This window comes from Variovorax sp. MPBD4-3 (genome assembly GCF_058809745.1).
Genome location: NZ_JBXASW010000004.1, coordinates 132,584 through 146,712 on the forward strand (window position 1 = coordinate 132,584; position 14,129 = coordinate 146,712).

The window sequence follows — 14,129 nt, forward strand, 5'->3', positions numbered from 1 at the left end:
CTTCAGCGCCGCATCAAGCGGGCTGGGCCTCGGCCATGCCCTGATGTCGCAGCAGCGCATCAAGCTGGGGTTCGCGGCCGCGGAAGGCCTTGAACGAATCCATCGCGCTGCGGCTGCCGCCCGCCTCCAGGATGGCCTGGCGGTACTTGCGGCCGGTCTCGATGTTCGGCTCGCCGTCGGCACCCACGGTTTCCTCGAAGGCCGCGTAGGCGTCGGCGCTCAGCACCTCGGCCCACTTGTAGCTGTAGTAGCCGGCCGCGTAGCCGCCCGAGAAGATGTGGCTGAAAGTATTCGGCGTGCGGCTGAACGGCGGCGACGGCATCACCGCGACTTCGGTGCGCACCTTGCCCAGCAGCGCCATCACGTCGCCGGGCTTGGCGTCGGCGGCGCGGTACTCGGTGTGCAGCAGCATGTCGAACAGCGAGAACTCGATCTGGCGCAGCGTCTGCAGGCCGCTCTGGAAGTTCTTGGCCGCCGTCATCTTGTCGAACAGCGCGCGCGGCAACGGCTCGCCGGTGTCGACGTGGGCCGTCATGTGCTTGAGCACGTCCCACTCCCAGCAGAAGTTTTCCATGAACTGGCTCGGCAGCTCGACCGCGTCCCACTCGACGCCGCTGATGCCCGAGACGTCGCGCTCGTTCACCTGCGTGAGCATGTGATGCAGGCCGTGGCCGAACTCGTGGAAGAGGGTGGTCACGTCGTCGTGCGTGAGCAGCGGCGGCTTGCCGTCGACGCCGCTGGCGAAGTTGCAGACCAGCTGCGCGACCGGCGTCTGCAGCACGCCGTTGTCGGGGCGCAGCCAGCGGGCGCGCACGTCGTCCATCCAGGCGCCGCCGCGCTTGGCGGCGCGGGCGGACGGGTCAAGGTAGAACTGGCCGACCTTCTGCCCGGCACGCTCGATGCGGTAGAACTCGACGCTCGGGTGCCACACAGGCGCGCTGTCGCGGCGGATCGACACTTCGAACAGTGTCTCGACGATCTTGAACAGGCCGGCCATGACCTTCGGCGCCGGGAAATACTGCTTCACCTCCTGCTCGCTGAAGGCATAGCGCGCTTCCTTCAGCTTCTCGCCGATATAGGTCCAGTCCCAGGGCTGCGGCTCGGTGATGCTCAGCTGCTCGGCCGCGAAGACGCGCAGGTCGGCCAGGTCGCGCTCGCCGTAGGGCTTGGCCTTGGCCGCGAGGTCACGCAGGAACTTGACGACCTGTTCGGGCGATTCGGCCATCTTCGGCACGACCGACAGTTCGCCGAAATTCCTGTAGCCCAGCAGCTTGGCTTCTTCCTCGCGCAACGCGAGGATCTCGGTGATCAGCGGGGTGTTGTCGAACGAGGCGTCGCCGAACTCGCTGGCGCGGGTGACATAGGCGCGGTAGAGCTTTTCGCGCAGCGCGCTGCTCTTGGCGAACTGCATCACCGGCAGGTAGCACGGCATCTTGAGCGTGAGCTTGTAGCCTTCCTTGCCGTCGGCTTCGGCGGCGGCGCGGGCTGCGCTCACCACGTCTTCGGGCACACCTTCGAGCTCGCCGAGAGAGGCGTAGTAGGCAAAGGCGTCGGTCGCGTCGAGGGCGTTCTCGCTGAACTTCTGGCTCAGCTCGGCCTGGCGTTCCTGGATGTCGGCGAAGCGCTTCTTGGCTTCGCCCTGCAGCTCGGCGCCGCCGAGCACGAAGTTGCGCACGGCATTGCGATGGGCCTGGCGCTGCTCGGCATTGAGCGTGGCGACGTCGATGGCCTTGTACTTGGCGTAGAGCCGCTCGTCGGAGCCCAGGCGGGTCCAGAAGGCGGTGACGCGCGGCATGGCTTCGTTGTAGGCGGCGCGCAGTTCAGGGGTGTCGGCCACGGCGTTCAGGTGGCCGATGGCGCCCCAGGCGCGGCTGAAGCGTTCGGACGCCACGTCGAGCACCTTCGAGATCGCGTTCCAGTCGGCGGGGAATTCGGGCGCCGTCACGGTCTGCAGCGCGGTCTCGGCGTCGGCCAGGAGGGTGTCCACCGCGGGCGACACATGCTCCGGCTTGATCCGGTCGAACAGCGGGAGGTCGGTGAAATCGAGGAGGGGGTTGTTCGTCATGGCCATGTGAGTTACTTGGCGGCGCGTTCGGCCGCTTCAAGGGTGTTGGCGAGCAGCATGGCGCGCGTCATGGGACCGACGCCGCCGGGCACGGGCGTGATCCAGCTTGCGACTTCCTTGACGCCGTCGAAATCGACGTCGCCGGCGAGCTTGCCGTCTTCCTTGCGGTTCATGCCCACGTCGATGACCACCGCGCCGGGCTTCACCATGTCGGCGGTCAGGAGATTGAGCTTGCCCACCGCCGCGACGATCACGTCGGCCTGCCGCGTGATGGCGCCCAGGTCTTGCGTGGCGCTGTGGCAGATGGTCACGGTGGCGCTCTTGGCCAGCAGCATCATGGCCATCGGCTTGCCGACGATGTTGCTGCGGCCGATGACCACCGCGTGCTTGCCGCGCAGGTCGTAGCCGATGGATTCGAGCATCTTCATGCAGCCGTGCGGCGTGCAGGGCCAGAAGCCGGGGGCGCCGGTCATCAGCGCGCCGGCGCTGGCAACGTGGAAGCCGTCGACGTCCTTGGCGGGCGAGATCGTCTCGATGACCTTCTGGCTGTCCATGTGCCTGGGCAGCGGCAGCTGGACCAGGATGCCGTGCACCTTCGGGTCGTCGTTGAGGGTGCGGATGCGGGCCAGCAGGTCGGCCTCGCTCATGTCGGCGGGGTAGGTCTCGAGCGTGGCCTCCAGGCCGGTCTGGGCGCTGTCGTTGACCTTGTGCCTGGTGTAGACCTGGCTGGCCGGGTCTTCGCCCACGAGGATGATGGAAAGGGCCGGGTCCACGCCTTTGGCCTTGAGTGCGGCGGTGCGGCCGGCAACTTCGGCGCGAATGGTTTTGGCGAGGGCGTTGCCGTCGATCAGTTGGGCGGTCATCGGTTTCGATCTTCCAAGTAAAAACGCCCGCTTGCGCAGGCGTGGGGGTCATTCATCGCTATCGCAGGGATAGCTTCTAGGCCTTGGCCGCGGGGGCCGCCTGTCCGAGCGCGATCTTCAGCAGGTCGGCCACGGTGTTGGCGTTGAGCTTTTCCATGATGTTGGCGCGGTGCGCCTCGACCGTCTTGATGCTGATACCCAGGTCGTCGGCGATCTGCTTGTTCAGGCGGCCTGCGACGATGCGTTCGAGCACCTGTGCCTCGCGGCCGGTGAGCTTGGACAGCAGCGCGTCGCGGCTGGCCGATTGCTGGTGCTGGGTGAAGGCGCCGCGCGCATGTTCGAGCATGCGCTCGACCAGCGTGACGAGTTCCTCGTCGTTGAAAGGCTTCTGGATGAAATCCATGGCGCCCTTCTTCATGCTGTCGACGGCCATCGGCACGTCGCCGTGGCCGGTGATGACCACGATCGGCAGCGGGGAGCGCCTTTCGATCAGCCGATCCTGCAGTTCGAGGCCGGTCATGCCGGCCATGCGGATGTCGACGATCAAACAGGCGACTTCGCGCGGGTCGTATCGGGAGAGAAAGGATTCGGCGGAATCGAAACAGCGGACTCTGTAGTCCTTGCCTTCGAGCAGCCATTGCAGCGAATCGCGTACGGCTTCGTCGTCGTCGACGACATAGACCGTGCCCTTCTTCGGAATCAAACTCATGCAGGTACCTTTGCCTCGTCGCTAGCTACGGAACTGATAGCGTCCAACACCGGAATCCAGAAGGAAAAACGGCATCCGATCACATCCGGACCATTGTAGATGTTCTCCGCCTGCATCCGGCCGCGGTGCGACTCGACGATGGTGCGGCACAAATTGAGCCCGATGCCCATGCCTTCGGGCTTGGTCGAGAAGAAAGCCTCGTAGAGCCGGTCCATCACTTCCGGGGCCAGGCCCTTGCCGGTGTCCTGCACCGAGAATTCGATGGCGTTGTGGCCCTCGATCACCTTGGGCAGCACCCGCAGCTCGACGCTGCGGCGTGCCAGCGGGCGGTCGGCGATGTCGATGGATTCGGCCGCGTTCTTCAGCAGGTTGACCATCACCTGCTCGATGAGGATCGGGTCGACGCGCACCACCGGCAGCCGTGCCGCCACGTAGTGGTTCAGTCGCACGTTGCGCCGGCGCAGCTCGATGCCGGCGAGCTCGACCGCTTCGCTCACCATGGTGGCCACGTCGGCCGGCGTGCGGTTGGGTTCGCTGCGCTTCACGAAGGAGCGGATGCGCTGGATGATCTGGCCCGCGCGCTGGGCCTGCTTCGAGGTTTTCTCGAGCGCGGCGAGCAGCGCCTCGGTGTCGATCGTCTGCCCCTTGATGCGCGACATCATCCCGTTGCAGTAGTTGGTGATGGCGGTCAGCGGCTGGTTGAGCTCGTGCGCCACGCTCGACGCCATTTCGCCCATCGTGATGAGGCGGCTGGCGGCCTGGGCCTTGTCGGCCTGCGCGGCGGCCTGCTCCTCGGCGTCGCGGCGGGGCGTGATGTCGGTGGCGATCACGAGCTGGGCGAGGCGCCCGTCCACCCAGGTCAGGTAGCGCGAGCGCACTTCGAGCCACTTGCCCAGGTGCGGCACGAAGATCTCGTTGTTGGCGGTCTGCGCGGCGGTGAGCGTGTCGATCGGCAGGCCGGCGTAGGGGTCGACGTCGTCCAGGCCCTCGTCGTGCGCGTTCGACGCAGGCACGCCGGCCTGCGCGACCATGCCGAGGTGGCCCACGGTGTCCGAGCCGAACCAGAGGCGGTACAGCTTGTTGGCGAACAGCAGTTCCTCGGAGCCGATGGGCGCCACCGACACGGCCGCGTCCAGTGCCTCCAGCACCGTGGTGAAGCGCTCGTAGGAGGCGGAGAGCTGTTCGCGGATGCGCGTGGGCTCGGTGATGTCGGTCATCGACGTCATCCAGCCGGTCTGGTGGCCGCGGGCGTCGATCAGCGGCGACACGTAGAGGCGGGCGTTGAACACGCTGCCGTTCTTGCGCTTCACCCGCACCTGGAAGCCGCCGGGCAGGGCGCGGCCATGCAGTTCTTCTTCGAGCCGCTCGTTCATCACCTCGCGGTCGGACTCGAGCCAGTAGGGGAAGGGCGGCGACTGGCCGACCAGTTCTTCCTCGCTCCAGCCGGTCATTGCGCAGAACGCGGCGTTCACGTAGGTGATGCGGCCCTGCAGGTCGAGCACCCGCATGCCGGTGAGCATGGAGTTCTCCATGGCCCGGCGGAAGTTGGTTTCAGCCACCAGCCGCTGCTGTGCCTGCAGCCGTCGGCGCGTGTGGCGCCAGGTGCCGATCAGCATCCAGCTCGTGAGCACGCTGAGCGCGCAGACCAGCCAGAACAGCCCGTTGCCGACCACGCCCTGCGAGGTGCGGTAGGCCTGCGCCCGCAGCACCAGGGCATTGCCGACCGGCGACACCGGCACTTCATATTCGTTGGTGCGCTCGGTCCAGGGCAGCAGGCGGGTGCCGCTTTCCTTCAGGTTGGTGGTGTTGCCTGCGATCACGCGGCCCTTGGCGTCGAGCAGCGACACCGCGTAGCGCGCCTGCACCTCGGACGGCATGCCGTAGCGCAGCAGGCCGTCGACCGAGAACTCGCCGAGCACCACGCCCGCGAACAGGCCCTGGTCGAACAGGGGAATGTGCAGTTGCAGCATCGCCGGGGGATCGCCGCCGGCCACGGGCTGCGAATACACCGGCTGGCGCAGCTCGCGTGCCAGCGCGTAGTTGCTTTCGATGTCGCCGGGGCGCAGCACGTCGCCGATCAGGTGCTGCTGCGCGGGGTGGACGCTGGGCGCGGCGTAGCCGGCCTTGAAGCGGCGGCGGTCGTCGATCCAGGTGATGGTCTGCAGCTCGGGGAACTGGCTCACCAGCGACTCGGCGCGGCTGGTGAATTCGATCGGGTCGATCTCTCGGTTGGAGGCATCGCGCGCGATGCGCATCAGTTGCTCCTGCCGCTCGAGCAGCCTCAGGCGCATGCGCTGCTGGGCGTATTCGACGTCGCGGCGGACCGACTCCTGCTCGCGCTCGACCTCCTCGGTGCGCAGATACCAGAAGGCCGACACGATGGCCGCGAGAAAGAGCAGCACGGCGGCCATCGGCGCGAGCATCGCGACCGCGTCCTGCAGCACCGGCGTCTGCTTGCGCCACCACCTGCGCCACCAGGACAGGGGCGAGGCGTTCACGGCACTGCGGGCAACCGCCAGCGGGGAAGAAAGAGGCATGCCCTGAGTTTAGGTGATGGCCCCCTCGGCAGCGACTGGAATGCCGCGGTGCCATGGGCTCCTGCATGGTCGGCGTCAAAAGGCTCAATGTCATCCAAATATCACATTAAGAAATCATCAAGCACTATTTGAAATTCAGATATTTCTATGAGAAACTCCGCCGCGCTGAGCGCATAGCGCACTAAATTACCGCCACAGCCCTAAAAGGAGAGACAAGCATGTCGGCAAATCCCGAGAACCTGTTCGGCTCGGCCGCGAATGACGCGGACGCCCAGGAGACCCGCGAATGGATGGATGCACTGTCCTCCGTCATCCAGAGCGAGGGTCCCGAGCGGGCCCACTTCCTTCTCGAGCAACTGCTCGAACATGCCCGCCAGAACACGGTCGACATGCCGTTCTCGGCCAACACGGGCTACGTCAACACCATCGAGCCTTCGCAGGAGGCTCGCAGCCCCGGCAACCTCGAAATCGAACAGCGCCTGCGCGCCTACATGCGCTGGAACGCGATGGCCATGGTGGTCAAGGCCAACCGCCACCATCCGGCCGAAGGCGGTGACCTGGGCGGCCACATCGGCTCCTTCGCCTCGCTGGCAAGCATGTTCGGCGCCGGCTTCAACCACTTCTGGCACGCCGAGAGCGAAAACCACGGCGGCGACCTGCTCTACATCCAGGGCCACGTTTCGCCTGGCATCTATGCCCGCGCCTACCTCGAAGGCCGCCTCTCCGAAGAGCAACTGCTCAACTTCCGCCAGGAAGTCGACGGCAAGGGCCTGTCGAGCTACCCGCACCCCAAGCTGATGCCGGAGTTCTGGCAGTTCCCCACCGTCTCGATGGGCCTGGGCCCGCTGATGGCGATCTACCAGGCGCGATTCCTCAAGTACCTGCATGCACGCGGCATCGCCAACACCGAAAACCGCAAGGTCTGGGTGTTCTGCGGCGACGGTGAAATGGACGAGGTCGAATCGCTGGGCGCCATCGGCCTGGCGGCGCGCGAGAACCTCGACAACCTGATCTTCGTCATCAACTGCAACCTGCAGCGCCTGGACGGCCCGGTGCGCGGCAACGGCAAGATCATCCAGGAGCTCGAGGGCGAGTTCCGCGGCGCCAACTGGAACGTCGTGAAGCTCATCTGGGGCAAGGGCTGGGACGCCCTGCTCGAGAAGGACCATGACGGCGCGCTGCGCAAGATCATGATGGAGTGCAACGACGGCGACTACCAGTCGTTCAAGGCCAACGACGGCGCCTACGTGCGCAAGAACTTCTTCGGCCGCGATCCGCGCACGCTGAAGATGGTCGAGCACATGACCGACGACGAGGTCTGGAACCTGCAGCGCGGCGGCCACGACTCGCAGAAGGTGTACGCCGCCTTCCACGCCGCCCAGAACCACAAGGGCCAGCCCACCGTGCTGCTCGTCAAGACCGTCAAGGGCTTCGGCATGGGCAAGATCGGCGAAGGCAAGAACACGGTCCACCAGACCAAGAAGCTCGGCGACGAAGACATCAAGGCCTTCCGCGACCGCTTCAACATCCCGATTCCCGACAGCCAGATCGCCGAGCTGCCGTTCTACAAGCCGGCCGACGACACGCCGGAAATGCGCTACCTGCACGAGCGCCGCAAAGCCCTCGGCGGCTACCTGCCGCACCGCCGCGTCAAGGCCGACGAGAGCTTCACGGTCCCCTCGCTCGACACCTTCAAGGCGGTGATGGAGCCCACGGCCGAGGGCCGCGAGATCTCGACCACGCAAGCCTACGTGCGCTTCCTCACGCAGCTGCTGCGCGACAAGGCGCTTGGCCCGCGCGTCGTGCCCATCCTGGTGGACGAAGCCCGCACCTTCGGCATGGAAGGCCTGTTCCGCCAGATCGGCATCTACAACCCGCACGGTCAGCAGTACACCCCGGTCGACAAGGACCAGGTCATGTACTACAAGGAAGACAAGGCCGGCCAGATCCTGCAGGAAGGCATCAACGAAGCCGGCGGCATGTCGAGCTGGATCGCGGCGGCCACGTCGTACAGCACGAACAACCGCATCATGGTGCCGTTCTATGTGTACTACTCGATGTTCGGCTTCCAGCGCATCGGCGACCTGGCCTGGGCGGCCGGCGACATGCAGGCCCGCGGCTTCCTGCTGGGCGGCACCTCGGGGCGCACCACGCTGAACGGCGAAGGCCTGCAGCACGAAGACGGCCACAGCCACATCCTGGCCAACACCATCCCGAACTGCGTGAGCTACGACCCGACCTTCGCGCATGAAGTCGGCGTGATCCTGCACCACGGCCTCAAGCGCATGGTCGAGAAGCAGGACAACGTCTACTACTACCTGACGCTGCTCAACGAGAACTACGCGATGCCCGGCCTGCAGCCCGGTACCGAAGAGCAGATCATCAAGGGCATGTACCTGTCGAAGCAGGGCCCCGCGATCAAGGCGTCCAAGGGCAAGGAAGCACCCACGGTGCAACTGCTGGGCAGCGGCACCATCCTGCGCGAGAGCTTCGCCGCGCAAGAGCTGCTCGAGAAAGATTGGGGCGTGTCGGCTTCCGTTTGGAGCTGCCCGAGCTTCAACGAGCTGACCCGCGACGGCCAGGACGCCGACCGCTGGAACCTGCTGCACCCCGACCAGACGCCGCGCGTGCCCTTCGTGGCCGAGCAGCTCGCGCCCACTGCAGGCCCGGTGGTCGCATCGACCGACTACATGAAGGCCTATGCCGAGCAGATCCGTCCCTTCATCCCGAAGGGCCGCACCTACAAGGTGCTCGGCACCGACGGCTTCGGCCGCAGCGACTTCCGCAACAAGCTGCGCGAGCACTTCGAGATCAACCGCCACTACATCGTGGTGGCTGCGCTCAAGGCGCTGAGCGAAGACGGCACCGTGCCCGTGGCCAAGGTGGTGGAAGCGATCAAGAAGTACGGCATCAATGTCGACAAGGTCAACCCGCTTTACGCCTGACCCTCAACAATCAACGAACGAAACGGCGCCTCACGGCGGGAGACAAACGATATGGCAGCAGTGGAAGTCAAGGTGCCGGACATCGGCGATTTCGATGAAGTCGCGGTGATCGAGGTGCTTGTGAAGGTGGGCGACACGGTCAAGGCCGAGCAGTCGCTCATCACGGTGGAATCGGACAAGGCGTCGATGGAAATCCCGTCGTCCACGGCCGGTGTGGTCAAGGAGCTGAAGGTCGAGGTCGGCAGCAAGGTGAAGGAGGGCTCGGTGGTGCTCGTGCTGGAGGCCGAGGGAGCGGGTGCCGCTGCACCGGCTCCGGCTGCGGCTCCTGCCGCCGCTGCGCCCGCGCCCGCGCCGGCGCCCGCTGCGGCTGCGCCGGCACCTGCCGCCGCGCCTGCAGCGGCGTCGGGTCCGGTCGAGGTCAAGGTGCCCGACATCGGCGATTTCAAGGACGTGGCCGTCATCGAGCTGCTCGTGAAGGTCGGCGACACGGTCAAGGCCGAGCAGTCGCTCATCACGGTGGAGTCGGACAAGGCTTCGATGGAGATTCCGTCGTCGGCGGCCGGCGTGCTCAAGGAACTCAAGGTCAAGGTCGGCGACACCGTCAACATCGGCGACCTGATCGCCGTGCTCGAAGGCACGGCTGCCGCGGCCCCGGCGCCCGCGCAGGCCGCTGCTGCCGCGCCTGCTGCGGCGACCGCCAGCGCACCCGCGCCCGCGCCCGCGCCAGCCGCCGCAGCCCCGGCGCCCGCCGCGAGCCCGGCCGCTGCCGCCGCACCGCACGACCCGACCGTCGCGCCCACCGGCAAGCTGCCGCATGCGTCCCCGTCGGTGCGCAAGTTCGCCCGCGAACTCGGCGTGCCGCTCGAAGAGGTCAAGGGTTCCGGCCTCAAGGGCCGCATCACGCAGGAAGATATTCAGAGCTTCACCAAGGCCGTGATGAGCGGCCAGGTCAGCACCAAGGCTTCCGCGGCCAAGGCGCCGGCTGGTGGCGGCGGCGACGGCGCGGCCCTGGGCCTCATTCCATGGCCGAAGGTCGACTTCACCAAGTTCGGCACGGTCGAGCGCAAGGACCTCTCGCGCATCAAGAAGCTCAGCGGCGCCAACCTGCACCGCAACTGGGTGATGATCCCGCACGTCACCAACAACGACGAAGCAGACATCACCGAGCTCGAGGCCTTCCGCGTCTCCACCAACAAGGAGAACGAGAAGTCCGGCGTCAAGGTCACGATGCTGGCCTTCGTCATCAAGGCGGTGGTCGCGGCGCTGAAGAAATTCCCCGAGTTCAATACCAGCCTGGATGGCGACCAGCTCGTCTACAAGCAGTACTACAACATCGGCTTCGCGGCGGACACGCCCAACGGCCTGGTGGTGCCGGTGCTGAAGGATGCCGACAAGAAGGGCATCCTGCAGATCAGCGCCGAGATGGGCGAACTGGCCAAGAAGGCGCGCGACGGCAAGCTCGGCTCGGCCGACATGCAGGGCGGCTGCTTCTCGATCAGCTCGCTCGGCGGCATCGGCGGCACGCACTTCACGCCCATCATCAACGCTCCGGAAGTGGCCATCCTCGGCCTGTCGAAGAGCGCGATGAAGCCGGTGTGGGACGGCAAGCAGTTCGTGCCGCGCCTGACGCTGCCGATGTCGCTGTCCTATGACCACCGCGTGATCGACGGCGCCCTGGCTGCGCGTTTCAACGCCTACCTGGGCCAGGTGCTCGCGGACTATCGCCGTATCCTGCTATGACCACGGTTGTGGCCGTCCGCAAGGGTGGCCAGGTCACGATGGCAGCCGATTCTCTGGTGACCTTCGGCGACACGCGGCTGTCGCACCGCGCCGAGGCCAACCAGAAGATCTTCACCGTCGAGGACGCGGCGGGCACCAGCCTGTTCGCGATGGCCGGCGCGGCCGCGCACTTCCTGGTGCTGCAGCATGCGCTGGCCGTGCAACCGCGCGAGAAGCTGCTGTTCGGCAGCAAGCACGAGATCTTCCGCACCTTCACGATGCTGCATCCGGTGCTGAAGGACTCGTTCTTCATGCAGACCAAGGAAGACGACCACGAGCCCTACGAGTCGAGCCAGTTCACTATGCTGATGGCCAACCCGAGCGGCATCTACGGCATCTACAGCTACCGCGAGGTGTTCGAGTTCAAGGAGTTCTGGGCCATCGGCTCGGGACGCAGCTTTGCGCTCGGCGCCATGCACGCGGCCTATGACATCAAGTCGCGCACCTCGCGCGACGTGGCGGAGGCGGGCATTGCCGCCGCCTGCGAATTCGATCGCAATTCGGCCCCACCGGTCGACGTTCTCACACTCAAACTGAAAGTGTCCAAATGAGCGAACAACAAATCAAGGTGCCCGACATCGGCGACTTCGACGAAGTCGCGGTGATCGAGGTGCTGGTCAATGTCGGAGACACGGTCAAGGCCGAGCAGTCGCTGATCACGGTCGAATCGGACAAGGCCTCGATGGAGATCCCGTCGTCCGCCGCCGGCGTGGTGAAGGCGCTGGCCGTGAAGGTGGGCGACAAGGTCAAGGAAGGCTCTGTCGTGCTGACGCTGGAAGTCGACGGCTCCGCCGCGGCCGCCCCCGCTGCTGCAGCACCGGCTCCCGCTGCCGCCGCCGCACCCAGTGCAGCCTCCGCGCCCAAGGCCGCACCGGCGCCGGCCCCCGCCTCGGCGGCCGTGGCCGTGTCGAGCTACGGCGGCAAGGTCGATGTCGAATGCGACGTGGTCGTGCTCGGCGCCGGCCCCGGCGGCTATTCGGCAGCCTTCCGCGCGGCCGACCTCGGCCTGAAGGTCGTGCTGATCGAGCGGTACGCCACCCTCGGCGGCGTGTGCCTGAACGTCGGCTGCATCCCGTCGAAGGCGCTGCTGCACGTGGCGTCGGTCATGGACGAGGTCAAGCACTTCGCGGACCTGGGCGTGAGCTTTGCCGCTCCCACGGTCGACCGCGCCAAGCTGCTGGGCCACAAGAACAAGGTGGTGGGCAAGCTCACCAGCGGCCTCACGGCCATGGCCAAGATGCGCAAGGTGACGGTGCTGCGCGGCGTCGGCAATTTCATCGACCCGTACCACCTGGAGGTCGACGAAACCTCGGGCACCAGCTGGGACACCACGGGCAGCAAGCAGACCGTCAAGTTCCGCAACGCCATCATCGCGGCCGGCTCGCAGGCCGTGAGCCTGCCCTTCATGCCGAAGGACCCGCGCGTGGTCGACTCGACCGGCGCGCTCGAGATGGGCACGGACCCCAAGCGCATGCTGATCCTGGGCGGCGGCATCATCGGCCTGGAGATGGGCACGGTGTATTCGACGCTGGGCGCACGCCTGGACGTGGTCGAAATGCTCGACGGCCTGATGCAGGGCGCCGACCGCGACCTGGTCAAGGTCTGGCAGAAGATGAATGCGCCGCGCTTCGACAACATCATGCTGAAGACGAAGACGGTCGGCGCCGAGGCCACGAAGGAAGGCATCAAGGTCAGCTTCGAGGGCGAGAACGCGCCGAAGGAGCCGCAGGTGTACGACCTGGTGCTGCAGGCCGTGGGCCGCAGCCCCAACGGCAAGAAGATCGGCGCCGAAAAGGCCGGCGTCACGGTGAGCGACCGCGGCTTCATTCCGGTCGACATCCAGATGCGCACCAACGTGCCGCACATCTTCGCCATCGGCGACATCGTGGGCCAGCCCATGCTGGCGCACAAGGCGGTGCACGAGGCACACGTGGCGGCCGAAGTGATCGCAGGCGAGCAGAAGGGCGACAAGGAACTGTCCATCGCCGCCTTCAACGCCCGGGTGATCCCGAGCGTGGCCTACACCGACCCCGAGGTGGCGTGGGTCGGCCTGACCGAGGACCAGGCCAAGGCCGAGGGCATCAAGGTCAAGAAGGGGCACTTCCCGTGGTCGGCATCGGGCCGCGCCATCGCCAACGGCCGCGACGAGGGCTTCACCAAGCTGCTGTTCGACGCCGAGACGCACCGCATCCTGGGCGGCGGCATCGTCGGCACGCACGCGGGCGACATGCTCGGCGAGATTGCACTCGCCATCGAGATGGGTGCCGACGAAATCGACATCGGCAAGACCATCCACCCGCACCCGACGCTGGGCGAAAGCATCGGCATGGCGGCGGAAGTGGCGCACGGCACCTGCACGGACCTGCCGCCGGCCCGCAAGAGCTGATTTCCGGCTGGAAGGGGGCGCCTGTCGAGCGCCCATAAAAAAATCCCGCTGCGGCGGGATTTTTTTCGTCCTGGACTTCCAGGGAGGAAGAAGGGGCTCAGTTGCCGGTGTGTGCGACGGCTGCCGCCTTCACTTCGTCCGTGGGGCCGGCCAGCACGCGGCGGGCACCGTCGAAGCGGCGCTGCCAGTAGCTGCCGTTCATGTCTTCCACGCGAACCTGGGCGCCGGAACGCGGCGAGTGGATGAACTTGCCTTCGCCGACATAGATGCCGACATGGCTGAAGGCGCGGCGCATGGTGTTGAAGAACACGAGGTCGCCGGGCTTGAGCTGCTCGCGGTCGATCTTCTCGGTGGCGGCTGCCTGCTCTTCGGCGCGACGGGGGAGCATGTGGCCCACCGTCTGGTTGTACATGGCACGAACGAAGCCGCTGCAATCGAAGCCTGCTTCCGCCGTGTTGCCGCCGCGGCGATAAGGCACGCCGAGGAAGCCGATGGCAGTGACCACGAGGTCGGAGGTTCGTTCGGAGACTGTTTGACGCACCTGCTGCAGCTGGCCGATCAGGCCTTTGTCTGCAAGCATGCGGGCCATCTCGTCGTCAGATCGGTCCTGTTGAGGGGCTGCGTGGGCAGCGACGGCAAGCAGGAGGGACACGGGTAGGACGAAAAAACGCATGGCGCGTAGGATATTGATGACGCGCGGTTATGTCAATTTAAACAGAATTAGCGATTGCCACCGTAAACCATTGATTTACATGGATTTTTTCAATTCGGCCAAAGAAAAAATGTAACGGTGAACGTTTATGGTCCATAAGTGGTTGTCACAAAATGGACCTACGCAGACGGGT

The 14,129-nt window shown here is 66.0% G+C and carries 9 protein-coding genes; 4 read left to right on the top strand and 5 right to left on the bottom strand.

What is annotated here, in order from left to right; genetic code table 11:
* Nucleotides 1-13: 13 nt before the first annotated feature.
* The 4 genes from AC1RVW_RS03730 to AC1RVW_RS03745 all read right to left on the bottom strand — a co-directional run bounded on the left by AC1RVW_RS03730 (nt 14) and on the right by AC1RVW_RS03745 (nt 6,174).
* Entirely contained in the window at nt 14-2,071 is a 2,058-nt protein-coding gene (locus tag AC1RVW_RS03730; RefSeq protein WP_081268981.1) for a M3 family metallopeptidase, read from the bottom strand.
* Nucleotides 2,072-2,076: 5 nt separating this feature from the next.
* Complete coding sequence (gene folD / locus AC1RVW_RS03735; protein ID WP_493198096.1) at nt 2,077-2,928, bottom strand: bifunctional methylenetetrahydrofolate dehydrogenase/methenyltetrahydrofolate cyclohydrolase FolD; 852 nt, start codon at nt 2,926-2,928, stop codon at nt 2,077-2,079.
* 76 nt (nt 2,929-3,004) lie between these two features.
* Nucleotides 3,005-3,637: a response regulator transcription factor gene (locus tag AC1RVW_RS03740; protein WP_012747279.1), complete on the bottom strand. Its 633-nt coding sequence runs from the start codon at nt 3,635-3,637 to the stop codon at nt 3,005-3,007.
* A complete protein-coding gene (locus AC1RVW_RS03745) occupies nt 3,634-6,174 on the bottom strand; it encodes a PAS domain-containing sensor histidine kinase (protein ID WP_081268979.1) in 2,541 nt (846 codons plus the stop codon). Before AC1RVW_RS03745 ends, AC1RVW_RS03740 begins: the two co-directional genes overlap by 4 nt.
* A gap of 218 nt (nt 6,175-6,392) precedes the next feature.
* Between AC1RVW_RS03745 and aceE the strand changes: the two genes are divergently transcribed.
* The 4 genes from aceE to lpdA are packed head-to-tail and all read left to right on the top strand — an operon-like array spanning nt 6,393 to nt 13,284.
* On the top strand, nt 6,393-9,119 hold the full coding sequence (aceE, locus tag AC1RVW_RS03750; protein WP_081268978.1) for a pyruvate dehydrogenase (acetyl-transferring), homodimeric type: 2,727 nt from the start codon (nt 6,393-6,395) through the stop codon (nt 9,117-9,119).
* A gap of 51 nt (nt 9,120-9,170) precedes the next feature.
* Entirely contained in the window at nt 9,171-10,859 is a 1,689-nt protein-coding gene (aceF, locus tag AC1RVW_RS03755; protein WP_493198100.1) for a dihydrolipoyllysine-residue acetyltransferase, read from the top strand.
* Nucleotides 10,856-11,449, top strand: coding sequence for an Ntn hydrolase family protein (locus tag AC1RVW_RS03760; protein WP_081271711.1), 594 nt, complete (start codon nt 10,856-10,858; stop codon nt 11,447-11,449). The genes aceF and AC1RVW_RS03760 overlap by 4 nt, the downstream gene beginning before the upstream one ends.
* The gene (gene lpdA, locus AC1RVW_RS03765; RefSeq protein ID WP_493198102.1) at nt 11,446-13,284 is read left to right on the top strand and encodes a dihydrolipoyl dehydrogenase; all 1,839 of its coding nucleotides are present in this window, start codon (nt 11,446-11,448) and stop codon (nt 13,282-13,284) included. Before AC1RVW_RS03760 ends, lpdA begins: the two co-directional genes overlap by 4 nt.
* Before the next feature lie 97 nt (nt 13,285-13,381).
* Here the strand turns inward: lpdA and AC1RVW_RS03770 are convergent, their stop codons facing one another.
* A complete protein-coding gene (locus AC1RVW_RS03770; protein WP_081271713.1) occupies nt 13,382-13,957 on the bottom strand; it encodes a C40 family peptidase in 576 nt (191 codons plus the stop codon).
* Nucleotides 13,958-14,129: the final 172 nt, after the last annotated feature.

What these genes read in the sequence shown, in the direction of transcription:
- AC1RVW_RS03730 (WP_081268981.1), bottom strand. Translation starts at nt 2,071, where the DNA reads ATGGCCATGACGAACAACCCCCTCCTCGATTTCACCGACCTCCCGCTG.
- folD (WP_493198096.1), bottom strand. Translation starts at nt 2,928, where the DNA reads ATGACCGCCCAACTGATCGACGGCAACGCCCTCGCCAAAACCATTCGC.
- AC1RVW_RS03740 (WP_012747279.1), bottom strand. Translation starts at nt 3,637, where the DNA reads ATGAGTTTGATTCCGAAGAAGGGCACGGTCTATGTCGTCGACGACGAC.
- AC1RVW_RS03745 (WP_081268979.1), bottom strand. Translation starts at nt 6,174, where the DNA reads ATGCCTCTTTCTTCCCCGCTGGCGGTTGCCCGCAGTGCCGTGAACGCC.
- aceE (WP_081268978.1), top strand. Translation starts at nt 6,393, where the DNA reads ATGTCGGCAAATCCCGAGAACCTGTTCGGCTCGGCCGCGAATGACGCG.
- aceF (WP_493198100.1), top strand. Translation starts at nt 9,171, where the DNA reads ATGGCAGCAGTGGAAGTCAAGGTGCCGGACATCGGCGATTTCGATGAA.
- AC1RVW_RS03760 (WP_081271711.1), top strand. Translation starts at nt 10,856, where the DNA reads ATGACCACGGTTGTGGCCGTCCGCAAGGGTGGCCAGGTCACGATGGCA.
- lpdA (WP_493198102.1), top strand. Translation starts at nt 11,446, where the DNA reads ATGAGCGAACAACAAATCAAGGTGCCCGACATCGGCGACTTCGACGAA.
- AC1RVW_RS03770 (WP_081271713.1), bottom strand. Translation starts at nt 13,957, where the DNA reads ATGCGTTTTTTCGTCCTACCCGTGTCCCTCCTGCTTGCCGTCGCTGCC.